Consider the following 22,389-nt stretch of genomic DNA (forward strand, 5'->3'; position numbering starts at 1 on the left):
TAAGACGACTTTTTTTGACGATGTCGCTAAATATTTGTGCGGCCCGTTCGTCTATCAGGGAGGAAAGCCGGAACGGGCTCACCCGCCCGCCGCTTTCGCGTCAGATTTGCCGTTTCCGCGTTATTGCCTGCCTTCCCTTTACCGACGTTGCCGATGACAGCCGCCCACGAGCCTTCCTCCCCGCCGTCCCTCGACGCTTCCCCCGGCCGCCCCGCGGCGCGCCTGATCCTTGCACTGCTGCGCGAAAGCCGCGTGTCGCTCACGCTGGCGCTCACCGCGTGCGTGCTCAACGGCGTCGCGAGCGTGCTGCTCGTCGCGACGCTGAACCGCGCGCTGTCGCAACCGGGCGCCGCCGACGCGTCGCTCGCGTGGCGCTTCGCGCTGTGCGCGGTGATCGCGCTCGTCACGCGGATCGTGTCGGGCACGCTGTTCGCCCGCCTGTCGCAGGACACGATGGCGCGCTTGCGCGTGCATCTGGCGCGGCGCGTCGGCGCGGCCGAACTGCGCGACATCGAGCGGATCGGCGCGGCGCCCGTGCAGTCGGTGCTGACCGACGACGCGACCAACGTGTCGATGCTGTTCTTCGCGCTGCCGAACCTGGTCATGCACGGCTCGATCGTGTTCGGCTGCCTCGGCTATCTGGCGTGGCTGTCCTGGCCCGTGTGCGTGCTGGCGCTGGCCGCGATCGTCGCCGGCTCGCTCGGCTATCACACCGGCGACCGCCGCGCGATCGCCGCGCTCGAAGCCGCCGGCCAGGCGCAGGACCGCCTGTTCGGCTATCTCGGCTCGCTGTTCTCCGGCGCGAAGGAGCTGAAGCTGCACGATGCGCGCGCGCGCCAATTCGTCGACGGCCAGCTCGGCGCCGCGATCGGCGAGGTGCGCGACCACCGCCGCCGCGCGTTCAGCGCGTATGCGGTCGGGGTCGGCTGGATCATCTTCCTGTTCTACGTGTTCCTCGGCGTCGCGTCGTTCTGGCCGCAGCTCGGCGTGCATGCCGACCCGGCCGCGGCCGCCGGCTACGTCGTCGTGTTCCTGTTCATGCTCGTGCCGCTCGACGGCCTGCTGAACAACCTGCCGACCGTCAATGCGGCGCGCGTGTCGCTCGGGCGGATCGAAGGCGTGATGGCCGAGTTCGGCGCGCTGCGCACGGTGCCGCCCGCGGCCGATGCGCCCGACGTGCCGCCGGCCGGCGCGGTCACGCTGCGCGGCGTCACGCATGCGTATTTCCACGAACGCGACGAACGGATGTTCAGCATCGGGCCGATCGATTTGACGATCAAGCCGGGCGAACTCGTGTTCATCGTCGGCGGCAACGGCAGCGGCAAGACGACGCTCGCGAAGGTGCTGACGGGGCTGTACGAGCCCGAACAAGGCACGATCGAGGTCGACGGCCGCACGATCGGCTGGCGCGAGCGCGCGGCCTACCGACAGCGCTTCAGCGCGGTGTTCAACGATTTCCACCTGTTCGATGCGCTGCTCGGCATCGTCGACCCGGACGATCCGTCCCGTGCGCAGGCCGATGCGCGGGCGAACGCGCTCGTCGCGAAACTCGCGCTCGACCACAAGGTGAAAGTGGTCGACGGCGCGTTCTCGACCCGCGCGCTGTCGACCGGACAGCGCAAGCGGCTCGCGCTCGTCGTCGCGTATCTGGAAGATCGCCCGTTCTACCTGTTCGACGAATGGGCGGCTGATCAGGACCCATCGTTCAAGGCCGTGTTCTACGAGCAACTGCTGCCCGAGCTGCGCGCGCGCGGCAAGGCCGTGATCGTGATCACGCACGACGACCGCTACTTCGATCTCGCCGACCGTCTGCTGAAGCTCGACAACGGGCGCATCGTCAGCGACACGCAACCGGCGCGCCTGCGGGCGCAGGCTGGCGTCGATGCGCTGAGCGCGTAACAGGACAACGACAGTCGGATCGAAAAAATCGCCGACACGCTGCAATGGCAGTGTGTCGGCGATTGTCGTTTCAGCGGGGAATTCGGCTGACGTGTAGCGAAAAGGAAAGACGGAAGCCACTCGTCGTCAGACGGATCACAACGCCCTGCCCGTCAACGGCTGCATCGTTCGCCGCTCAACGCGCCATGCTCAACGCACGGCCGGCAGCTTCAACATCGTGTCGGTCATCACGTCGGCCAGCTTCAGCGCCGACATCGGGCCGCCGAACCCCCAGATGTTGCGCTCGATCAGCGCGATCCGATGCTCACGCAGCGCGGGCACGAAACGCCACACCGGCGAATCGAGTTTCGCCGACAGCGGCACGTCCATCCCCGACGCGGTCACGAACAGCACGGCCAGGTCGCGCTGCTTCAGCAGATCGGCCGACGTCACGTACAGCGTGCCTTCCCGCGTCGGCTTCTTCGGCCACGGGTCGAGCCCGAGCGCCCGCGCGAGGCCCGCCGACGTGCTGTTGCCCGTATAGGCCCAGTAACGATCGGGCAAGCCGAGATCCTGCAGCAGCGCGACGCGCTCGCCGTGGCGGCCCGCGGCCGCGAGCCGCGCCGCATTGCGCGCGATGCCGGCGTCGAGTTGCGCTTCGACCGCCTGCGCGCGCGCATCGCGCCCCATCACCGCGCCGATCGTCCGGAAGATCTGCCGCATCCAGTCGAGCTGCGTGACCGGCACGCCGTCTTCCGACACGTTCGGACTGAACTGGAACAGGATCGTCGGCGCGATCCGGTCGAGCGCGTCGAAGATCGGCGCGTGCCGGAAACCGACGCCGATGATCAGGTCCGGCTTGACCGCCGCGATCGCCTCGAGCCCCGGCTCCTGCCGCGAGCCGATGTCGGTCACGTGCGTGAGCTGCTCGCTCCGGTAGCCGAGCCAGCCGGGGTAGAACGCGGTATCGGCCATCCCGACCGGCACGAGGTCGAGCGCGATCACGCTTTCCGCGAACATGAAGTCGAGCGCGACCACGCGCAGCGGCCGCACGGGCATCTTCGCGCTGGCCTGCGACACCACCGGGTTGCCGGCCAGCGACACCGTGCCCTGCGTACCGCCGGCGCCCCCGGCCACGGAAACGGCCGCCGCCGACGCGGAAAACGCGCCGCAGCATGCGGCGCCGAACGCCGCGGCGAGCGTGCCAAGCGCGTGCCGGCGGCCGACGTGCGTCACCGGATCGCGTCCTGCTCGGCCAGCGCCGCATCGTCCATCGTCAGTAGCAGGGGGCAGCTTCCACACAGTTGCGTTTCTCCAGGAATTTCGTAGCGCAGGCAGCACACGCGGCGCGCGCGAAACGGCGTCGGCAGCAGCGGCGAGCGCGGCACGGCATCGCGCACGGGCACGCGCAGCGGATTCGGCTCGCCGCGCACGCAGGTCGAACCGAACAGCCAGTCCGCGTCGCGGACGGGATCGGCCGCGCACGGCAGCGAACGATACGTATCGAGCAGGTAGTCGAGCAGATTGCCGGCGTTGCTCCACAGCACGCGCGGCGTGACGCGGCCCATCGCCGCGAGCAGGTCGATCACCGCGCCGAGATGCGCGATGAGCCCCGCATAGCGCGGCGCCGGATCGTCGCACGGCGCGCCGAGCGCATCGCTCGCGAAATACAGCGCGGCCGGCATCCCGTCGTCGAGCGCGACGAACGTGCGCTCGGGCGTCATGTCGAGCGGCCGGCCGAGCGTCAGCGCGGCGACGACGCCGGCCGGCGCCGCGCGGCCAAAATAGTATTTGCTCCATTGCGACATCAGCGCGCGCGCATGCTGCGCGGGATCGCCGCCGTAATGGTCGACCATCGCGCCGAGCACGGCGTCGCGGTGTTCGGGCAACGCGCTGACGGGCACGACGATGCGGCCCGGCGCGCGCACATCGTCGGGCATGCCGAGCCAGACGACGTCGAGGTGTTCGGCGAACGGTTCCGGCGCGAACGCGGAAAAGCGCGTGGCGCGCGCGCCGTCGGGCGACGGCGTCATCGTCCCGCGCGCCGGGCGCGGCGCCCCTCGAGAATCAGCAGCCCGAGCAGGTACGGTGCGCCGATCAGCGCGGTCAGCACGCCGGCCGGCACTTCGCGCGGCGCGACGACGGTGCGCGCCGCGAGATCCGCGACGCCGAGGATCAGCGCGCCGCACGCCGCCGCGAGCCACAGCCGCGTGCGATGCCGGCGCGCGCCGAGCATCGTCGCGACGTGCGGCGCCATCAGCCCGATGAAGCCGACCGGCCCGACCGCCGCGACGGCCGCGCATGCGGCGAGCGTCGCGATCGTCAGCGCGAGCGGCCGCAGCGCGGCCACCGGCAGGCCGAGCGCGGCTGCCTGATCGTCGCCGAGCGCCAGCATGTCGAGCGGTTTCGCGAGCCACGCGAACACCGGCACCGCGAGCACGCACCACGGCAGCAGCATCGACACCTCGCCCCAGCTGCGGCCGTACGTGCCGCCGACGAGCCACACGACGAAGCGCGCGGGCTGCACGCTTTCCTGCGTGATCAGCCATTGCGCGAGCGTGGTCCACAGCGCGCCGATCACGATGCCGGTCAGCGCGACCGCGAGCGGCGCGTAGCGATGCCGGTGATTCAGCGCGAGCGTGATCGCGAGCGACAGCCCGCCGCCGATCAGCGCGGCGGCGGCAAGCGTCACGTGGCCCATCAGCGGCCACGTCGACAACGCGAACAGCGTGACGAGCCCCGCGCCCTGCGTGACGCCGAGCACTTCCGGGCCCGCGAGCGGATTGCGCACGACGCTCTGCATCGCGACGCCGCTGACCGCAAGCAACGCGCCGGCGAGCAGTGCGCACAGCAGACGCGGCATGCGCAGATCGATCAGCATCCGCGCGAGCGCATCTTGACCGGACAGCGCGGCCGACCAGCGTGCGGGCGACAGCCATTCGGGGCCGGCCGACACGCCGACGAACACAACCAGCACGCCCGCCACGACGAACAGCACGGTGCGCAGCGGCCAGACGAGCCGCGTCGAGCCGCCACCCGCCGCGCGTTCGGCATCCGCATGCAGCACGCCCGACCACGCGGCGCCGCGCCGGATCATCGCGAGCATCAGCGGCGTGCCGACCAGCGCGATCGCGACCCCGGTCGACAGCGTCGCGTCGAGGCCCGACGCGAGCACCGCGCTGTCGGTGACGAGCACGAGCGCGCCACCGGCGAGCGCCGACAGCGGCACCAGCACGCCGAGCCGCGCCGCGCGCGCGCCGCGCACCTGGCGCAGCAGGTTCGGCGCGACGAGCCCGACGTACGACAGCGGGCCCGCGATGCTGACGGCCACGCTCGTGAACGCGACCGCGACGATCGTCGCGGCGAGCCGCGTCGCATCGACGCGCACGCCGGCCGCGGCCGCCGCATCGTCGCCGAGCGTGAGCGGATTCAGCGGCCGGATCACGAACGGCAGCGCGACGAGCGGCACGACGAGCCAGCGCGCGGCGAGCGCGAGGCCCGTCGCGCCCGGTTGATAAAGGCTGCCGTTGGTCCATAGCGCGGCGCCCGCGATGTTCTGCTCGAAGAACGCGAGCACGAGCGTCGACAGCGCGGCGAACAGCAGCATGCACACGCTGCCCGCGAGCACGAGCCGCAACGGTGTCGCGCGCCAGCCGCCGGCCGCGACGATCGCGCACGCGGCGGCCGCGAGCCCGCAGACGAACAACAGCGGCACCGACGCGACGCCCGCCAGCGCCGGCACCAGCATCGCCGCGAGCAGCCCGAGCTGCGCGCCGCCCGTCACACCGAGCAGGTCGGGCGACGCGAGCGGATTACGCGTGAGCGACTGGAACAGTGCGCCGGCGATGCCGAGGCAGCCGCCCGCGACGAGCGCGGCCGCGACGCGCGGCAAATTGAGGTCGAACAGCAATACGTGCGCGAGCGACGCGGCATCGCTGCCGGGCGCCGCGTCCCACCACACGCGCAGATCGGGGGCGATCCGCAGCGCCGCGAGCAGCGCGATCAACGCGACGAGGCCGAACCCGATCGCGCCGGCTCGCCCGCGGGTCGCCCCCCTGCCCGTCGCCGCGAGGCGCTTGCGCATCGCGAACGTCGTCATACGGCGAGATCCCGGTCGAAGACGCCGGCTACCTGCGGCGCGCCGTCGGTCGACGGCCCGTAGGCCGGCACGCACATCGGCGCGCCCGTCTGCGGATGCGCGAGCTTCAGCATCTCGACGCCGAACGCCGCGCGCAGCCGCGCCGGCTCGAGCATCGCGTCGGGCGTGCCCTGCGCGACGAGGCGGCCCGCGCGCATCAGCACGATCTCGTCGCTGTACGCGGCCGCCTGGTTCAGGTCGTGCAGCACCCACACGATCGTGAGCCCGCGCGTGCGGTTCAGCGCACGCAGCGCATCGAGGATGTCGAGCTGGTGATGAATGTCGAGATAGGTCGTCGGTTCATCGAGCAGCACGATCGGCGCCTGCTGCGCGAGCGCCATCGCGATCCACGCGCGCTGGCGTTCGCCGCCCGATAGCGCGCCGACGTCGCGCTCCGCGTCGTCCGCAAGGCCGCTCGTGTCGAGCGCCTCGTCGATCGCCGCATGATCGGCGCGCGACAGGCCGCGCAGGAAGCCGCCGTACGCATAGCGCCCGTACGCGACGAGCTCGCGCACCGTGAGGCCCGACGGAATCTGGTTGAATTGCGCGAGCATCGTCAGCTCGCGCGCGAGCGCGCGACGGCGAAACGACGCGAGCGGCTTGCCGTTCACGTCGACATGGCCGGCACGCACGGGCTGCAGGCCCGCGAGCGTGCGCAGCAGCGTGCTCTTGCCGCAGCCGTTCGGTCCGCACAGCGCGGTCACGCGGCCGGCCGCGATCGACAGGTCCAGCCCGTCGATCACGACATGGTCGCGATATCCCACCGACAGCCCGCGCGCGGCAAGCGCGGCGGTACGACGCGTCATCAATCCTCCGTTCGGTCGCGCGGGACCGTGTAACTCTGCGCCATCGCGACGACGACCTTGCGCGGCCCCTCGAACGGGTCGCGCGCATGCGCGGTCAGCATGTTGTCGAGCATCAGCACGTCGCCGGTGCGCCACGGGAACACGATGCGCTGCTGGTCGAGCACGCCGCGGATCTGCGCGAGCGCGTCGGCCTCGAGCGGTTCGCCGTCGCCGTAATACACGTTGCGCGGCACGTTCTCGAGCCCGACCGCATCGACGAGCGCTTCCTGCATGTCGTCGTCGAGCGCCGACAGGTGAAACAGGTTCGCCTGGTTGAACCACACGCGGTCCCCCGTGCGCGGATGCCGCGCGACGGCCTGGCAGCGTTCGCGCGTGCGCAGCAGCAGCTCGCCGTCATCGTCGGTGCGCCACGTGCATTCGATGCCGCGCGCCGCGCACATCCGCTCGACCTCGGCCGGCTCGTCGGTGCCGAACGACTGCTGCCACGGCAGATCGAGCCCCTGCCCGAAATTGCGCACGTACAGCAGCTCGCGCTTCTCGAAGCGCGCGACGAGCGCCGGATCGAGCGCGCGGTACACGGCGCGGCTGTCCGCGATCGGCGTCGCGCCGCCCTTCGGCGCGGCGAGCGCGCAGTGGAACCAGATCCGCAGCGGCCATTCGCGCGTGTACGACTGCTCGTTGTGCAGCGGAATCGCGCGGTGCGGCGGATATTCGGTCGACGTGTAGACCGCGCCCTCGACCTGGCTGCGCGGCGTCGACGCGTATTCATAGCCGATCAGCGGATCGCCGAACGATGCCGCGAATTGCTGGAACGTGTCGATCGACGGCACGCGAAAGCCCGTGAACAGCACGCCGCCCGCCCGTTCGAGCGTGTCGGCCGCGATCTCGCGCGCGAGCGGCGCGACGTCGTCGATCGACATCCCGTCGTCGCCGCGCGGCGACACGACGGTGGGCAGCCCCGGCTCGATACGCAGATCGTCGAGCGTCGGCAACGAAAGCAGGGTCATGCAACGTCCTCTTCAGGTGGCGCGCCGCACCCGCGCGGCGCAGCAGGTCACGACGCGCGCGTCGCGCGCTCGCCGTCCATCGCGCGGCGCAGGCTCGCGGGGCGCATGTCGGTCCAGACGGTTTCGATGTGTGCGAGACAGTCGGCCTTCGGGCCGCTCACGCCGACCTCGCGCCAGCCGGCGGGCACGGGCCGGAACGTCGGCCAGATCGAATACTGTTCTTCGTCGTTGATGACGACCGTATAGACGAGATCGTCGGTGTCGGCGGAAGGCGTCGGGGCTTGCGTCATGATCGGAAATCGCTGGGCGGTTGAAGGAGGCGAAGCGGCGAATTCGGCCGCTCCTGTCTGATAGACGGTTGGCCGGCGCGTTTTTTTACCGTCGCCGTGCGCGGCCGCCCAGGAACACCGGGCAGGCGACGCCGCGATGGCACGCGTCGAGGCATTCCGCGCAGTGGCGCTCCGCGTCGCGCACCATGAAATGCACGAGCGTCTGCGACACGTTCAGCGCGCGCGCCGCGGTCTGCAGCGTCTCCTCGCGCAGCCGCACCATCTCGAATGCGGCACGGCTGCGCGCCGGCAGGTCGTCGAGCGCGGCCCACACGCGCCGCAGCGTATCGCGCGTCATCAGCGCGGCTTCCGGCGTCGGCTCGGGCGACGGCACGTCGTAGCCGTCGTCTTCTTCGGTGTGATAGACGTTTTCCAGGCTTTGCCGGCGGCACGCGTCGATCGACGCATTGCGCACCATCCGCGTCACGTACGCGACCGGCTGGCGCACCGCGTCCTGGTTCGGGAATTCGACGAGCTTCACGAACACGTCGTGCACGACGTCCTCCGCGCGGCTCGCGCAGCCGACGAAGCCGCGCGCGACGTTGACGAGCATCGCGCGATGCGAGATCAGCACGTCGAGCAGCGCGCCCTGCGCACGGGGCTCGGACGCCCGGCGCGCACGCGGCGCGGCGCGCGGCGGCAGGTCCGGATAACTGCCGAGGAACGGGTTTGCCGCTGCCGCCGCCGGTCGGTCGAGCACTTCCGCCATGGCCATCGATCTGCTCCGTCAAATTCCGAGATAAGGGAATTTAACGTAAACGCAAATCATTCTCAATCCGATTACAGGATGACCCCTCAGGTTGTCAGGATTTGTCTGAACAATTGCCGGAATCGCTGCCCGGGCGGACAGGTACGCGTCTGCGCGGCGCAGACGGCTTGCACTTCGCCGACGCATGCTTTCGCGATTCTGACGACGGGCTTGCACGTGTCATCGGCGGTAGCAACTTCTTACCACGTGAAATTTCGAGGGCTCGTACGATCGACTTGCCGTTTCCAAGGGAGAACAACATGAAATCCATCGTGTTATCCGCCGTCCTGGTGGGCGCGCTGTCGAGCGTGATGCTCACCGGCTGCGTCGCCTACCCCGGCCCTGCCGAAGTCACGATCGGCTGGCATGGCGATCGTTACTGGGACGGCAATCGCTACTGGGAGCGCCGCGACTGGGAAGCCCGGCATGCCGGCCCGCGTGACGATCGCCGCGATGATCGTCGGGACGACTACCGTGACGACCGCCGCGACGAACCACGGCCGCAGTGGTGATGCCGCTGCGCACCCTTGATCCATCATTGAACGACAGGACCTCGACATGAAGACGCTACTGAAAACCCTCGCCGCCGCCGCCGTGGCCGCTGCCGTGCTCGTGCCGGCCATCGCCGAAGCGCATCCGCACCGCGTGTGTCACTTCGAGCATCACCATCACCGGGTGTGCCACTGGGTGCGTTGAGCATCGCGCGGCAGACGCGGGAAAGCGCCGGCACGCCGGCGCTTTTTTCGTTTTGGCGGCTCGAATTGCGCGGGTGCCCGCCTCATCGGAATCCACGTGCGCTCTGCTCGCGCATCGCGGGCCGTGCGGAGGAATGTGGCCCCGGCGTCGCCGTCCCTATCAATAGATGAACAAGCGGATCGTCGCCGTCGCGTCGAACCGACCGATCTTCGGCGGCCCGAACGACTTCAGCACCGCGTCCATCAATACGCTCTGGTTCATCACGTTGGACGGGAATTGCGCGAGGGTGAACTGTTCGTTGAACGGAATCGCCTTGCCCTGGCTGTCCTCGATGCCGATACCGAAATTGCTGTCCTTCGCCGGCACCAGCAAACCGTTCTGAACCGGAAAGCTCGTTTCGAAATACCCGTCCACCCGCACCGCGACGTTGCACTTCTTGGTCAACGACAACGAGAACCGCTTGCGCGGCACCGCCGGCAGGAAGCCGTTGCCGACCGCCTGCACCTGCCCGAAATTGACGATGCCCGGTTCGGGCGTCACGAGCACGTCGACGAAGCACGGCGTCGGCTTGAGGTTGCGCAGGCCGCTCAGCCGGTACTGGAAGCTCGTGCCGAACGCATTCAGCCCGAACTCGCCGTCGAACTGGAACACCGTATAGATATCGCTCGGCGGCTGGACCCAGTTGCCCTTCTTGCGCACGACGACCTGGTAGTCGATGCTGATGCTGGTCCGCTGGCAACGCCCCCGGTCGAAGTCGTACCGGCTGCACGGCGGCACCGAATACCCGGTAAACACCCCGCCGCCGCGATTGCTGGTCTTGTCGAAATAATCGATGCCCTTGTAGCGGATGCCGATCTCGAGCCCCCACGCGGCAGGGTCCGTGCGATTCGGATTCGCGTAGAAGTAGATGTTGTCGACCACCTTCAGGCTGCCGGCGTCACCCAGATCCTTGTAGCAATACCCCGACGTGGTGCGCACCGGCGACACCCAGATCACGTAGCCGTCCGGCGCGTCGGTCGGATACGACGCCACGCCGCCGATCGGCTCGGTCAACGAAGTCGCGCCGCTGTTGGTCAGGCAGCGCAGCGCCCATGCTGGCTGCACCGCCGCGACCAGCAGCACGAGTACGACCCCGCGCAACCATGCGGCCGGCGACACCCGATCGCGTATTCCCCCGCTCATTTCTTCACGCTCTTGCACACACCGGCCTCGCACGCATACTCGACCGCCACCTGGCCGCCGTAATCGTCGATGTGCGTGACGAACAGCGTCGACGGCGTCGCGACCTTGAACGGCACGTCGGCCGTGCTCATCGGGCTCACCATCGTCGGCTCGATCGGCACCGGCGTCTTCTGCGCGCCCGCGCTCACGTCGACCACCGTCACGTGGTACGGCGTCGGGTTGTCGAACACCAGCTTGTGCGCGGCCGCATCGAAGCGCAACGTCATCGGCAGCGTCCAGTCCTCGTCGCGCGCAGGCTGCACGGCCTTCGGCCGGTAGAACAGTTTCATCTGCGTATGCAGCGCGATCTGCAGCGTGTTCGGCGTGTCGGTCTTCGGCGGCACTTCGCGGATGTTCAGGTAGAACACCGTTTCGCGATCGGCCGGCAGCTCGGTGCCCGGCAGCTTCGCGATCCGCAGCACGTTGCGCTCGTTCGCCTCGATGCGTTGCAGCGGCGGCACGACCATCAGCGGCGACGTGGTCTTGTTGCCCTTCGCGTCCTCGAGCCACGACTGCACGAGATACGGATACGTCGTGCTCTTGTTGGTGATCGTCACGATCGCGGCCTGCTCGCCTTCGTTGAAGATCACGCGCGTGCGGTCGGGCACGATCGCCGCATGCGCGGCGCCTGCCAGCACCGCGCCGACGGTCGCGAACACGCACAGCGCGCGCCGCGGGAAAGAAAGGGAGAAAAGGTTCTTCATCGCTGGATCCATGAAAATCATCGGTCGACCCGCGCGGCCGCCGCATGCGACTCGCCGGGTGTCCGGCACGTCACCGGAATCGGCGTGCCTTCGAGTTGGAGCTGGTTCGGCAGGGCGTCGATCGTGCACAGCGTGCGTTCGCCCGCCCGTACCGCCAGCACGGATTTCGGCTGAACCTGGGTCAGGAACGCCGCACCGCCCTCGCCGACGATGCCGAGCTCCTTGCCGTTCGCCGCGTCCTGCACCGACGCGCCGAACGGCAGCGCCTTGCCGGCCGCATCGGTCAGCGTCAGGTACAGGTTGCTGCCGCGCGCGGCGGAGAACTTCACGAAGCCGATCGCACCGTCGGTCAGCACCATGCGCTGGATCGGGTTCGTCACCTGCACTTCGAGCGGCAGCTTCTCGACGTTGACCGTCGCGTCGTACACGTTGTACGGCGAGATGCCGTCGAGCACCGCGTAGCCGCGCGAATCGGTGTGCGCGAGCGTGCCGGACAGCGGCACGTCGGGCACGCCGTCGGTCGATACCAGCAGCCGCGTATCGCCCGCATTGCCGTTCGCGTGCGCGGACACGCCGTACTGCGTCGCGACGAACGAGCCGTCGACTTCGAGCGACGCGGCCGCATACGCATTGGCGAGCGTCGAGGCCTGCGCGGTGAGCTGGTACGCCGACGTGCGCTGGCGGAAGCTCGCGTTCGCCGATGCGCGGCCGTCGGTCGCGCCCGCATTGACCTGGTAAGTGCGGCCGGCCGGATCGTCGTAGATGTAGCCGGCGTTCACGCTGGTGCTGCCGTTGCCCGTCGTCAGGTTCGACGTGACGGTGTGGCGGCCGCCGATCGGCAGCGTCGCGGTGACCGAGAACTCGTTGCCGCTCGTGCCCGCGCTCTGCGTGCGGAATGCCGACACGCTGACGTTCAGGTTGCGCAGCGTGCCGATCGAGAACGCACGCGTGAGCGTCAGGCCGACCCGCTGCTCGGACGCACGCGCCCAGTAGGTCGTCTGGTCGTACGAGAAATAGGTCGACGTGTCGCCGAAACGCTTCGACATCGTCGCCGAATAGCGCTGCTTGCTGTTGGCGAGGCCGTACGACGTCGGGTCGCCGGTGAACTGCGCGAAGTTCGTGTACTCGCGTTCCGAAAAACGGTAGCCGAAGAAGCGCACGTCGGCATCGAGCGAGTCGAAGTGCTTCGAATAGTTGACGCGGTACGAATTGCCGTTGCGCGTCGCGCCGTTCCACCACAGGCGCGCGCGGGCGCGGGTGACGTCGGCCGATACCGCGCCGAAGGCGCCGAAATCGTGGCCGATGCCGAGCGCGATCGACGTATAGCCGGACGCCGCGATGAAACCGCCGTACAGCGTGAAGTCGAGCGGCAGCCCGTATGCGGCCTCGCCGAAGCCGAAGAACGGCGTGATGCCGGCGCCGCCGAACAGCCGCGGCTTGCCGACCGCGGCCTTGTAGCGCAACTGGCCGGTGCGCGCGAGGAACGGCACGGCGGCCGTCGTCACCTGGAAACGCTGCACGCTGCCGTCCTCTTCCTCGACCGCGACGTCGAGCGTGCCCTGCACGCTCGTGTTGATGTTCTGCAGCGCGAACGCGCCCGGCGACACGCGCGTCACGTACAGCACGCGGCCGGCCTGCGACACGGTCACGGTCGCGTTGGTGCGCGCGACGCCCGAGATCAGCGGCGCATAGCCGCGCAGCGACGGCGGCAGCATGCGGTCGTCGCTGCGGATCGACGCGCCCGTCAGCGCGAACGTGTCGAAAATGTCCGAGCTCAGGTAGTCGTCGCCGAACGTCACCGTCGACTGGATCGACGGCAGCGCGCGAAACGCATAAAGCCGGCTGAAGCGGAACGTGCGGTCCGCGTACGCGGTATTGCCCACGTTCGATTGCGCCTGGTAGTCGCCGCGAAAGCGCCATGCATCCCAGTTCGCGCCCACCGTCCCGTACGCCTGGATCGCATTCGTCTGCCCGCCGCCCGCACCGAAGTTGCGGTTCGTGTTCGCGATCACGCGATAGTCGAGCATCGCGCCGGGAATTCCTTCGGACCAGTGGTCCGGCGGCAGGTAGGTCGAATCGGTGAATTCGAGCGCGGCTTGCGGAATCGTGATCTTGAGCCGCCCGTCGCTCTTCAGGTAACGCACGGTCGCCCCTTCGATCGCAGCCAGGTCGACGCAACTGCCGCCCCGGAAGCGCGGCAGGTCCTTGACCAGCGACGGCTTCAGGCCGAACCGCGCGACGAGCGCCGGTCGCAGGCACGGCTTGCCCGCGCCCGTCGCATCGACGGCCACGAATTCGATCGGCTGCAGCCCGAGATACAGGTCGTTGACCTGCACGTCGAGCATGTACTCGCCGGGCAGCGTGAAATCGGCTTGCGAGAACTGCGACAGGTCGACGTTGCTCGTTCCGTCGATGTCGAGGAACGACGAATTGAATTCCGTCGCATGGCTCTGGCTGCCGACCACCAGCACGGAGACGCAAAGGAAGGAATGTCTGATTCGCACGCGGTGCTACCGGAAGTCCGAGGGGAAGGAAAACAGGCGGAAAGAAGAAGGAGGAAGGGATGCACGCACCCCTCCTCCGGCACGGACGCTTATTCGTAGCGGACCGTGAAGTTGGCGACGGCGTCGGCCGTACCCGCCGTCACGCCGGCGGCCGTCGCTTCGTAGCGTGCCGCGAATTTCACGACGTTGTCGCCGTTCGACAGCATCGTCGGCGCAGCTTGCTCGACGCCGTTGTCGAGGTCTTCACCCGACGCGCTCTGCAGGCGGATACCGACGTTGGTCGCGGAGCCGATCGTCGCGAGCAGCTTCGGCTGCGTGGCGTTCGACGTGCCCGTGAACGTGAACTTCGCTTGCTTCGAGACGCTGGTGTCGCAATCCGTCAGCTTGATCTGGAAGGCAACCGGCGTGGACTTGTCACCCGCTTTCGTGAAGGTATGCGTCGGCACCTTGCCGAGTTGCACGGTCTGATTGACCGAACCCGCATCGATGCCGCATGCGCCCGCGACGATCTCGCCCGTGAAGTTGATCGTGCCGGTGCCCGCTGCGAAGGCCGAGGTGGACAGGGCCGCGAGTGCAACAGCGGACAGGATGGATTTTTTCATGACGTTTCCCGTAAGGACTGCAAATGGAATGGATGACGTGGCGGACACAAACGGCAGCGTGTGGTGGCTCCCGTCCGACACGAGGCGGCATTATCGAGATAACCGTGAAAGATTTCTGTAAATCATTGTCAAATGCTTCTGACAATGTTCGATTTATCGCTCTAAAACCCGATTCTTTCCTTTCGATCTTCAATCCCGGATTTTTTATCCGCAGTCCTTTTTTATTTTCCGGAACCGATTGAAGATCAAGGGAATTTCCTGCCCATAATCATCGCCGCCACGCCCGGCCTTGTCGGCGTCGGCTTGCGCGAGACGGCCACTCAAAGGACAAAACAATGTCCAGCGCCGCCATCGTTGCCCGATTACAACGCGAATATCGAATCATTTTCAACTGACAGGAAATTAACGATGGCATTTCATCAATACGGATTTATCGCGCAAACGATTGCGAAAAGCATACAAACGTTTTACCGCGGCACTTTGTCGCCGCCATTAATTCCAATACATTGATTAATTGGATCGTCAATTACAGATCTTGAATCGTGCGGATGTGCGGCCGCCGGAACATGACTGGCATGCCGGATTGGACGAGATGAAAAAGGAAGAGGCGCGGCACACGTTTGCGCCGGCGGGCGACACGATCGATCGCCGGATGCGGGTGGTGGCGGAAGCCGCGCTTCCGCCCTGTCGAGAGAGGAAAAGGGCGCGCTGAACAGCGAGAGAAAGCGCCGATGACGATCGGCGATACGGCGGGCGGCATGCCCCGTCGAAACGGCGGCCGCACGTCGAATCGTACGGCCGCCGTCATGTCGCCCGACACGCCGCGGCGGCGGGCAACGAATCGCACGTCACGCGGACGCCGCGACCTCCGCCGATGCCGTGGCCGGCGCCCAGCCGCCGCCGAGCGCGCGATACAGCGCGATCGCGTTCGCGAGCCTGAGCTGTCTGAGCCGGATCAGCTCCTGCCCCGACTCGTACGTGCTGCGCTGCGCATCGAGCAGTTCGAGATAGGTCGCGACGCCGCCCGCATAGCGGCGCTCCGCGAGCTTCAGCCGCGCGCCGTCCGCCGCATACACGTCCTGCTGCGCGGCAAGCTGCCGGTCGATCCAGTCGCGCGCGGCGAACGCATCGGCCACTTCGCGAAACGCGGTCTGCACCGCCTTCTCGTATTCTGCGACCGCGATGTCCTTGCGCGCGTGCGCGACGTCGAGGTTCGCGTGATTGCGGCCGCCCGCGAAGATCGGCAGCGTGATGCGCGGCGCGAACGTCCACACGCTCGTGCCGGCCGCGAACAGGCTCGAGAACGCGTCGCTCACCGAGCCGTAGTCGGTCGTCAGCGCGATGCGCGGGAAGAACGCCGCGCGCGCCGCGCCAATGTTCGCGTTCGCGGCCTTCAGCCGTGCCTCGGCCTGCCGGACGTCCGGCCGCCGTTCGAGCAGTGCGCTCGGCGCGCCCGGCGCCACCGGCGCGATCGTGAGCGTGTCGAGCGCGGTCGCGTCGTCGGGCACGTTGCGCGCGAAATCGCCCGCCAGCAGTTGCAGCGCCCGTACGGCCTGCGCATGCTCGCGCTGCAGCGCGGCCTGCGACGCGCGCGCGGACGCGACCAGCATCTCGGCCGAGCGCAGCTCGATCGCGTCGCTCGTGCCGGCCGCATAGCGGCGTTGCGTGAGCGCGGCCATCCGCTCGCGGGCTTCGAGCGTGCGCTGAGCGAGCGCCAGTTGCTCGTGCAACGATCGTTCGGAAACGTACGCGCCCGCCACTTCGGCGATCACGCCGATGCGGACCGTGCGCTGCGCATCGGCCGTCGCGAAGTATTCGGCGAGCGCCGCGTCGGACAGGTTGCGCACGCGGCCGAACAGGTCGAGCTCGTACGCGCTGACACCGACGCCCGCGCGATACAGCCCGCTGATCGCGCTTTCGCGCACGACCGGGTCGTACTGGCGCGCGCGTTCATAGCCGAGAGTCGCATCGACCGACGGCATCCGATCCGCGCGCTGCACGCCGTACAGCGCGCGCGCTTCCTCGAGCCGGCCGGCCGCGATCCGCAGGTCGCGGTTGTTCGCGAGCGCCGCGTCGATCCATGCCTGCAGCGCCGGATCGGTGAAATACGCATGCCAGTCGTCGAGCATCGCGGCATCCTGCGCGGCGGCCGGTTCGGCCGCCGGCGTCGTGCTGCCGTCGACCGGCGCATAGCTCGCCGGCACCGGCGCCACCGGGCGCTCGTAACGCGGCGCGAGCGAGCAGCCGGCGAGCGCGAGCGCGGCGGCCAATGCGACCGGCACCCGCCGCGCGGCGCGTGCATTCAGCGCGAACATCATGGTTGAGAACCCTCCATCGTCGTCGGCTGCGCGCCGCCGCGCCGCCGCGGGCCGACGTCGAACAGGCGGCCGACGATCACGAAAAACAGCGGGACGAGGAACACCGCGAGCACGGTCGCCGTGATCACGCCGCCGAGCACGCCGGTGCCGATCGCCATCTGCGCGCCGGACGCGGCGCCGGACGCGAACGCGAGCGGCAGCACGCCGACGCCGAACGCGAGCGACGTCATCACGATCGGCCGCAGCCGCAGGCGCGCGGCCTCGAGCGCCGCGTCGACGAGCGACATGCGCTGCGCGACGAGATCCTTCGCGACCTCGACGATCAGGATCGCGTTCTTCGCGGACAGCCCGATCGTCGCGATCAGCCCCACCTTGAAATAGATGTCGTTCGGCATCGCGCGCAACGTCACGCCGAGCACCGCGCCGATCACGCCGAGCGGGACCACCAGCATCACCGCGAACGGAATCGACCAGCTCTCGTAGAGCGCCGCGAGCGCGAGGAACACGACGAGCACCGACAGCGCGAACAGCATCGGCGCCTGCGCGCCCGACAGCCGCTCCTCGAACGACTGCCCCGACCACGCGTAGCCGATGCCGGCCGGCAGCGTCGCGGCGATCCGCTCGATCGCGCTCATCGCGTCGCCGCTGCTGTGGCCGGCCGCGGCCGAGCCGTTGATCGTGAACGACGGATAGCCGTTGTAGCGCGTGAGCTGCGGCGGCCCGAGCGTCCAGTGCAGCGTCGTGAACGCCGCGAGCGGCACCATCTCGCCGCGCGCGTTGCGCACGCGCAGCTTCTTCACGTCGTCCGGATCGAGCCGGTGCCGCCCGTCGGCCTGCACCATCACGCGCCGCACCTGCGTGCCGTGCATGAAGTCGCCGATATAGTCCGAGCCGAACATCACCGCGAGCGTCGTGTTGATCTCGTCCATCGACACGCCGAGCGCGGACGCCTTCGCGCGATCGATGTCGAGCTTCAGTTGCGGCGCGTCCTGCGTGCCCGCGAACATCAGGTCGGTGAGCGCGCGATCCTTGCCGCCCGCCGCGAGCAGTTGCTCGCGCGCGGCGCTGAACGTCGCGTAGTCGAGCCCGCCGCGGTTCTGCAGCCGGAAGTCGAAGCCGCTCGACGAACCGAGATCGGGCAGCGCCGGCGAGTTCATCGCGAACACTGTCGTGTTCGGCGTGCCCGCGAAGCGCTCGTTGATGCGCGCGACGATCGACTGCACGTGATCGTGCACGGCCTTGCGTTCCTTCCAGTTCTTCAGCGTGACGAAGATCATCCCGCCGTTCGGCCCTTCGCCGTACAGGTTGAAGCCGCCGAGCGCATACGTATAGGCGGTCGGCTCGTCGCGGCGGATCGCCGACTCGACCGCGCGCACGCTCTGCATCGTTTCCGCGAGCGGCGTGCCTTGCGGGCGGATCACCATCACCATGAAGTTGCCCTGGTCCTCGTCCGGCAGGAACGCGGTCGGCAGTTGCGTGAGCATCAGCGCGGCCGCCGCGGTCAGCGCGCCGTACACGACGAGCCAGCGCAGCGGCTTCTTCAGCATCGCGCCGACGCGTGTCGCGTAGCGCTGCGTCGAACGCGCGACCAGGCGGTTGAACCAGCCGAAGAAGCCGCGCTTCTCGTGATGGTCGCCGGCCACCGGCTTGAGCAGCGTCGCGCACAGCGCGGGCGTCAGCGACAGCGCGAGGAACGCCGAGAAGCCGATCGACACCGCGAGCGACAGCGCGAACTGCCGGTAGATGTTGCCCACCGCGCCGCCGAAGAACGCCATCGGCACGAACACCGACGTCAGCACCACGGTGATCCCGACGATCGCGCCGCTGATCTGCTGCATCGCCTTGACGGTCGCGTCGTACGGCGCGAGCCCCTCCTCGACCATCAGCCGCTCGACGTTCTCGACGACGACGATCGCGTCGTCGACGAGGATGCCGATCGCGAGCACCATCCCGAACATCGTCAGCACGTTGATCGAGAAGCCGGCCGCATACATCACGCCGAACGTGCCCGCGAGCGCGACCGGCACGACGAGCGTCGGAATCAGCGTCGCGCGCAGGTTCTGCATGAACAGGAACATCACGAGGAACACCAGCACGCCGGCCTCGATCAGCGTCGTGACGACCTTGTTCATCGACACGCGCACGAACGACGACGTCTCGTACGGAATCTGGTATTTCACGCCCGGCGGGAAGTACCTGGACAGCTCGTCCATCGTCGCGCGCACGCGCTTCTCGGTGGACACCGCGTTCGAGCCCGGCGCGAGCTTGATGCCCATCCCGGTCGCGACCTTGCCGTTCACGTACGACGGATAGTTGTAGTCGTTGCCGCCGAACTCGACGCGCGCGACGTCACGTAGGAACAGCGCGGCGCCGTCGGCCCGCGCGCGCAGCGCGATCGCGCCGAAATCGGCCGGCGTCTTCAGCGGCGCGTCCGCGAACACGGTCGCCGCGATCGGCGCGCTGTCCGGCACCGCGCTGCGGCCGATGTCGCCGATCGTCACGCGCGCGTTGTGCGCACGCACGGCCGACGCGATGTCCGACGCGGTGAGGCCGTGCCCGGCCAGCTTCACCGGGTCGGGCCAGATCCGCATCGCATATTCGGCGCCCCAGAACTGCACCTTGCCGACACCCTCGACGCGGCGCAGCGCCTGCACGACGTTCGCCGACGCATATTCGCCGAGCTGCACGTCGGTCATCCGGCCGTCGTCGGACGTCAGCGACACGACGAGCTGGATGTTGTCGGCGGCCTTCTCGACCTGGATGCCGTCGCGGCGCACCGGCTCGGGCAGGCGCGCATCGACCGTCTTCAGCCGGTTCTGCACTTCGACGGCCGCGAGATCGGCGTTCACGCCCTGCTTGAACGTCAGGTACAGCGACGCGGCCCCCGCGCTGCTCGTCGCGGACGTATACAGCAGCCCCGGCGCGCCGTTCATCTCGCGCTCGATCAGCGCGGTCACCGATTCCTCGACGACCTGCGCGGACGCGCCCGGGTACGTCGCATAGATGCTGACGACGGGCGGTGCGATGTCCGGGTACTGCGCGACGGGCAGCGCGCGGATCGCGAACAGGCCGCCCAGCATGATGAAAATGGCGATCACCCACGCGAAGACGGGGCGATCGATGAAGAAACGTGCCATGTTGGTTTGAACCGGTCAGGTTTGACGGGGGGCCGCCTGCGACGCGGCCACTGCCGGCGGCGCCTTCGACGGCGGCGCCTTCTCGACGGGCTTGACGGCCGTATCGGGCGCGAACTGCGCGGCGTCGTCGACGATCACGCGCTCGCCGCCCGCGAGGCCGCGCGTGATGCGCCAGTCATGGCCGCTCATCTGGTCGGCCGTGACCTCGACGTCCTTGACCTTGCCGTTCGCGCCGACGACACGCACCGACGTACGGTCGGCGGTACGCAGCAGCGCGTCGCGCGGCACGAGGATCGCGCGCTGGTCGACCGCCGTGTCGAGCGCGATCCGCACATACGCGCCCGGCAGCAGTTCGCGCTCCGGATTCGGGAACAGCGCGCGCATCGCGACGGTGTCGGTGGTCGGATCGACCGCGAGATCGCTGAACAGCAGCTTGCCCTTCAGCGGATACGCGGTGCCGTCGGCGCGCAGCAGCGTCACCGCGATGTCGTGCTGCGCGATGCCCGTCGCGCGCCCGCTCTTCACCGCGCGACGCAGTGCATCGACGTCGGCGGCCGGCTGCGAGAAGTTCACGTAGATCGGATCGAGCTGCTCGACGGTCGTGAGCGGCGTCGCCTGGTCCTGGCCGACCAGCGCGCCCTCGGTCACGAGCGCACGCCGTGCGCGGCCCGCGATCGGCGCGGTGACGGTCGCATAGTCGAGCTGCAGTTGCGCGCGCGCGAGTTCGGCCTTCGCGGATGCGACCTCGGCCTTCGCCTGCGTATCGGCCGCGACGGCTTCGGTATGGTCGCGCTCGCTCACCGCGCGGTCGCGCACGAGATCGTCGTAACGGCGGCGCTTGTCGGTCGCCGCGAGCGCGGCGGCCTGCGCTTTCGCGAGCGCGCCCTGCGCGGCGTCGCGTGCGGCCTTCAGCGGCGCGGGATCGATGCGGAACAGCACCGCGCCCTGCTTCACTTCCTGGCCTTCCTCGTAGGTGCGCGCGGTGACGATGCCCGCGACCCGCGCGCGGACTTCCGCCTGCCGGTAGGCGTCGAGCCGGCCCGGCAGTTCGACGGTCATCGGCACGGCCGTCGGGCGCACCGTCACGACGGTGGCCTGCTTCGCGGTCTCCGGCGCGGCATCCTTGTCGCCCTTTCCGCATCCGGCCACGGCGAGCACGGCCGCGAGCGCGAACGGCGCCAGCCGCATGCGGCGCCACAGGGTGCGTTTGTTATTCATGTTCTGACCTCGGATCATTCGCCGCCGATACAATGCGGCGGCTCAGGGTGGCCGATTATAATCAGTCACGACTGATTAAATACATGCGGTTTCAATCCCGCTGGCACACTGTCTCAATAAAACGACAGCGAACTGTAAGGAATTTCACGACATGGCCCGCAAGACCCGGGAAGAATCGCTCGCCATCAAGCACCGGATCCTCGACGCCGCCGAGCTCGTGCTGCTCGAGCGAGGCGTCGCGCAAACCGCGATGGCGGACCTCGCCGAGGCCGCCGGGATGTCGCGCGGCGCCGTCTACGGCCACTACCGCAACAAGATGGAAGTGTGTCTGGCGATGTGCGACCGCGCGTTCGCGCGCACGTCGGAAGGGTTCGACGCGGGCGACGGCCTGCCGCCGTTCGCGACGCTGCGGCGCGCCGCGTCGCACTATCTGCAGGAATGCGGCGAGCCGGGCCCGATGCAGCGCGTGCTCGTGATCCTCTATACGAAGTGCGAGCAGAGCGAGGAAAACGGCGCGCTGCAGCGGCGCCGCATGCTGCTCGAGCTGCAGATGCTGCGGATCACGAAGGCGCTGCTGCGCCGCGCGATCGCGGCCGGCGAAGTCGCCGCCGATCTCGACGTACATCTGGCCGCCGTCTATCTCGTGTCGCTGCTCGAAGGCGTGTTCGCGTCGATGATCTGGACCAACCGGCTGCGCGGCAATCTGTGGAACGACGCCGAGGCGATGCTCGATGCCGGCTTCGACGCCGTCCGCACATCCGCCGCGCTGCGCCGACGCGCGCAGAAATTGCCGGACTGACGAGAATCATCGTAACAAATGCTGATTTAACCCGATTTACCGCACTGCGAAACGAACGAGCTGACCCTCTTTAAAATTTTTAACGTTCCGCGGAACATCGGTAGACTGACGCTGTCATCCTTCTTTAGCGTCTTCGTGATAACCGGGTTCGACCCGCTATGCACGCCGCCGTTCGAAGCGGGCCCGCCCCGCGCGTTGGGTCGAACGGGAAACGACACAGGCCCCTGGCGGGGCCTGTTTTGTTGCACGCACGCCGCCCGCCCCGTCGCCGTTCGACGGATGTG

The 22,389-nt window shown here is 68.5% G+C and carries 19 protein-coding genes; 5 read left to right on the forward strand and 14 right to left on the reverse strand.

The annotated features are described in order from the left end of the window. The first annotated feature begins 153 nt into the window (after positions 1 to 153). Positions 154 to 1,899 carry a cyclic peptide export ABC transporter gene (locus HWX14_RS03020; protein ID WP_175881491.1) on the forward strand — a complete coding sequence of 582 codons (1,746 nt, stop codon included), beginning with the start codon at positions 154 to 156 and terminating at the stop codon, positions 1,897 to 1,899. A gap of 189 nt (positions 1,900 to 2,088) precedes the next feature. On the opposite strand, the gene HWX14_RS03025 is transcribed toward HWX14_RS03020, so the two are convergent. The 7 genes from HWX14_RS03025 to HWX14_RS03055 form a co-directional block, all read right to left on the reverse strand. Next, positions 2,089 to 3,114 (reverse strand): iron-siderophore ABC transporter substrate-binding protein, encoded by a 1,026-nt coding sequence (locus HWX14_RS03025; RefSeq protein ID WP_175881492.1) that lies wholly within the window; start codon positions 3,112 to 3,114, stop codon positions 2,089 to 2,091. Beyond that, positions 3,111 to 3,911 carry a siderophore-iron reductase FhuF gene (gene fhuF, locus HWX14_RS03030; RefSeq protein WP_175881493.1) on the reverse strand — a complete coding sequence of 267 codons (801 nt, stop codon included), beginning with the start codon at positions 3,909 to 3,911 and terminating at the stop codon, positions 3,111 to 3,113. Before fhuF ends, HWX14_RS03025 begins: the two co-directional genes overlap by 4 nt. After that, on the reverse strand, positions 3,908 to 5,977 hold the full coding sequence (fhuB, locus tag HWX14_RS03035) for a Fe(3+)-hydroxamate ABC transporter permease FhuB (protein WP_175881494.1): 2,070 nt from the start codon (positions 5,975 to 5,977) through the stop codon (positions 3,908 to 3,910). Before fhuB ends, fhuF begins: the two co-directional genes overlap by 4 nt. Continuing rightward, a complete protein-coding gene (locus tag HWX14_RS03040) occupies positions 5,974 to 6,822 on the reverse strand; it encodes an ABC transporter ATP-binding protein (RefSeq protein ID WP_175881495.1) in 849 nt (282 codons plus the stop codon). The genes fhuB and HWX14_RS03040 overlap by 4 nt, the downstream gene beginning before the upstream one ends. Then, the gene (locus HWX14_RS03045) at positions 6,822 to 7,829 is read right to left on the reverse strand and encodes a TauD/TfdA family dioxygenase (RefSeq protein WP_175881496.1); all 1,008 of its coding nucleotides are present in this window, start codon (positions 7,827 to 7,829) and stop codon (positions 6,822 to 6,824) included. The genes HWX14_RS03040 and HWX14_RS03045 overlap by 1 nt, the downstream gene beginning before the upstream one ends. A gap of 47 nt (positions 7,830 to 7,876) precedes the next feature. Continuing rightward, positions 7,877 to 8,119, reverse strand: a complete 243-nt coding sequence (locus HWX14_RS03050) for an MbtH family NRPS accessory protein (protein WP_006476052.1) — start codon at positions 8,117 to 8,119, stop codon at positions 7,877 to 7,879. An 85-nt stretch (positions 8,120 to 8,204) separates the two neighbouring features. Then, positions 8,205 to 8,873, reverse strand: coding sequence for an RNA polymerase factor sigma-70 (locus HWX14_RS03055; RefSeq protein ID WP_175881497.1), 669 nt, complete (start codon positions 8,871 to 8,873; stop codon positions 8,205 to 8,207). A gap of 293 nt (positions 8,874 to 9,166) precedes the next feature. Between HWX14_RS03055 and HWX14_RS03060 the strand changes: the two genes are divergently transcribed. Continuing rightward, the gene (locus HWX14_RS03060) at positions 9,167 to 9,418 is read left to right on the forward strand and encodes a hypothetical protein (RefSeq protein WP_175881498.1); all 252 of its coding nucleotides are present in this window, start codon (positions 9,167 to 9,169) and stop codon (positions 9,416 to 9,418) included. 46 nt (positions 9,419 to 9,464) lie between these two features. After that, complete coding sequence (locus HWX14_RS03065) at positions 9,465 to 9,602, forward strand: HHHH-motif protein (protein ID WP_172593442.1); 138 nt, start codon at positions 9,465 to 9,467, stop codon at positions 9,600 to 9,602. Positions 9,603 to 9,761: 159 nt separating this feature from the next. On the opposite strand, the gene HWX14_RS03070 is transcribed toward HWX14_RS03065, so the two are convergent. From HWX14_RS03070 to HWX14_RS03085, 4 genes are all read right to left on the reverse strand, one after another. Beyond that, positions 9,762 to 10,784: a fimbrial protein gene (locus HWX14_RS03070; RefSeq protein WP_175881499.1), complete on the reverse strand. Its 1,023-nt coding sequence runs from the start codon at positions 10,782 to 10,784 to the stop codon at positions 9,762 to 9,764. Beyond that, positions 10,781 to 11,527 (reverse strand): molecular chaperone, encoded by a 747-nt coding sequence (locus HWX14_RS03075; protein ID WP_175881500.1) that lies wholly within the window; start codon positions 11,525 to 11,527, stop codon positions 10,781 to 10,783. The genes HWX14_RS03070 and HWX14_RS03075 overlap by 4 nt, the downstream gene beginning before the upstream one ends. Before the next feature lie 17 nt (positions 11,528 to 11,544). Next, the gene (locus tag HWX14_RS03080; RefSeq protein ID WP_175882340.1) at positions 11,545 to 13,998 is read right to left on the reverse strand and encodes a fimbria/pilus outer membrane usher protein; all 2,454 of its coding nucleotides are present in this window, start codon (positions 13,996 to 13,998) and stop codon (positions 11,545 to 11,547) included. A gap of 122 nt (positions 13,999 to 14,120) precedes the next feature. Next, entirely contained in the window at positions 14,121 to 14,633 is a 513-nt protein-coding gene (locus HWX14_RS03085) for a fimbrial protein (RefSeq protein WP_175881501.1), read from the reverse strand. 23 nt (positions 14,634 to 14,656) lie between these two features. Here HWX14_RS03085 and HWX14_RS03090 point away from each other — a divergent pair, with 23 nt between their 5' ends. Beyond that, the gene (locus HWX14_RS03090; protein ID WP_175881502.1) at positions 14,657 to 14,875 is read left to right on the forward strand and encodes a hypothetical protein; all 219 of its coding nucleotides are present in this window, start codon (positions 14,657 to 14,659) and stop codon (positions 14,873 to 14,875) included. 606 nt (positions 14,876 to 15,481) lie between these two features. On the opposite strand, the gene HWX14_RS03095 is transcribed toward HWX14_RS03090, so the two are convergent. From HWX14_RS03095 to HWX14_RS03105, 3 genes are read right to left on the reverse strand one after another with little or no spacing between them, the layout of a single operon-like run. Further along, positions 15,482 to 16,948: an efflux transporter outer membrane subunit gene (locus tag HWX14_RS03095; RefSeq protein WP_175882341.1), complete on the reverse strand. Its 1,467-nt coding sequence runs from the start codon at positions 16,946 to 16,948 to the stop codon at positions 15,482 to 15,484. Further along, positions 16,948 to 20,088, reverse strand: coding sequence for a multidrug efflux RND transporter permease subunit (locus tag HWX14_RS03100; protein ID WP_175881503.1), 3,141 nt, complete (start codon positions 20,086 to 20,088; stop codon positions 16,948 to 16,950). The genes HWX14_RS03095 and HWX14_RS03100 overlap by 1 nt, the downstream gene beginning before the upstream one ends. Positions 20,089 to 20,103: 15 nt before the next feature. Beyond that, on the reverse strand, positions 20,104 to 21,306 hold the full coding sequence (locus HWX14_RS03105) for a MexX/AxyX family multidrug efflux RND transporter periplasmic adaptor subunit (RefSeq protein WP_175881504.1): 1,203 nt from the start codon (positions 21,304 to 21,306) through the stop codon (positions 20,104 to 20,106). Between the two features lie 151 nt (positions 21,307 to 21,457). Here HWX14_RS03105 and HWX14_RS03110 point away from each other — a divergent pair, with 151 nt between their 5' ends. Continuing rightward, positions 21,458 to 22,105, forward strand: a complete 648-nt coding sequence (locus tag HWX14_RS03110) for a TetR family transcriptional regulator (RefSeq protein ID WP_069232612.1) — start codon at positions 21,458 to 21,460, stop codon at positions 22,103 to 22,105. Positions 22,106 to 22,389: the final 284 nt, after the last annotated feature.

This window comes from Burkholderia sp. BCC0044, assembly GCF_902832955.1.
Taxonomy (GTDB): domain Bacteria; phylum Pseudomonadota; class Gammaproteobacteria; order Burkholderiales; family Burkholderiaceae; genus Burkholderia.

Coding starts and splice junctions, on each gene's coding strand:
- HWX14_RS03020 (WP_175881491.1), top strand. CDS start 154: ATGACAGCCGCCCACGAGCCTTCCTCCCCGCCGTCCCTCGACGCTTCC.
- fhuF (WP_175881493.1), bottom strand. CDS start 3,911: ATGACGCCGTCGCCCGACGGCGCGCGCGCCACGCGCTTTTCCGCGTTC.
- fhuB (WP_175881494.1), bottom strand. CDS start 5,977: ATGACGACGTTCGCGATGCGCAAGCGCCTCGCGGCGACGGGCAGGGGG.
- HWX14_RS03040 (WP_175881495.1), bottom strand. CDS start 6,822: ATGACGCGTCGTACCGCCGCGCTTGCCGCGCGCGGGCTGTCGGTGGGA.
- HWX14_RS03045 (WP_175881496.1), bottom strand. CDS start 7,829: ATGACCCTGCTTTCGTTGCCGACGCTCGACGATCTGCGTATCGAGCCG.
- HWX14_RS03050 (WP_006476052.1), bottom strand. CDS start 8,119: ATGACGCAAGCCCCGACGCCTTCCGCCGACACCGACGATCTCGTCTAT.
- HWX14_RS03055 (WP_175881497.1), bottom strand. CDS start 8,873: ATGGCCATGGCGGAAGTGCTCGACCGACCGGCGGCGGCAGCGGCAAAC.
- HWX14_RS03060 (WP_175881498.1), top strand. CDS start 9,167: ATGAAATCCATCGTGTTATCCGCCGTCCTGGTGGGCGCGCTGTCGAGC.
- HWX14_RS03065 (WP_172593442.1), top strand. CDS start 9,465: ATGAAGACGCTACTGAAAACCCTCGCCGCCGCCGCCGTGGCCGCTGCC.
- HWX14_RS03070 (WP_175881499.1), bottom strand. CDS start 10,784: ATGAGCGGGGGAATACGCGATCGGGTGTCGCCGGCCGCATGGTTGCGC.
- HWX14_RS03075 (WP_175881500.1), bottom strand. CDS start 11,527: ATGAAGAACCTTTTCTCCCTTTCTTTCCCGCGGCGCGCGCTGTGCGTG.
- HWX14_RS03085 (WP_175881501.1), bottom strand. CDS start 14,633: ATGAAAAAATCCATCCTGTCCGCTGTTGCACTCGCGGCCCTGTCCACC.
- HWX14_RS03090 (WP_175881502.1), top strand. CDS start 14,657: ATGGAATGGATGACGTGGCGGACACAAACGGCAGCGTGTGGTGGCTCC.
- HWX14_RS03095 (WP_175882341.1), bottom strand. CDS start 16,948: ATGTTCGCGCTGAATGCACGCGCCGCGCGGCGGGTGCCGGTCGCATTG.
- HWX14_RS03100 (WP_175881503.1), bottom strand. CDS start 20,088: ATGGCACGTTTCTTCATCGATCGCCCCGTCTTCGCGTGGGTGATCGCC.
- HWX14_RS03105 (WP_175881504.1), bottom strand. CDS start 21,306: ATGAATAACAAACGCACCCTGTGGCGCCGCATGCGGCTGGCGCCGTTC.
- HWX14_RS03110 (WP_069232612.1), top strand. CDS start 21,458: ATGGCCCGCAAGACCCGGGAAGAATCGCTCGCCATCAAGCACCGGATC.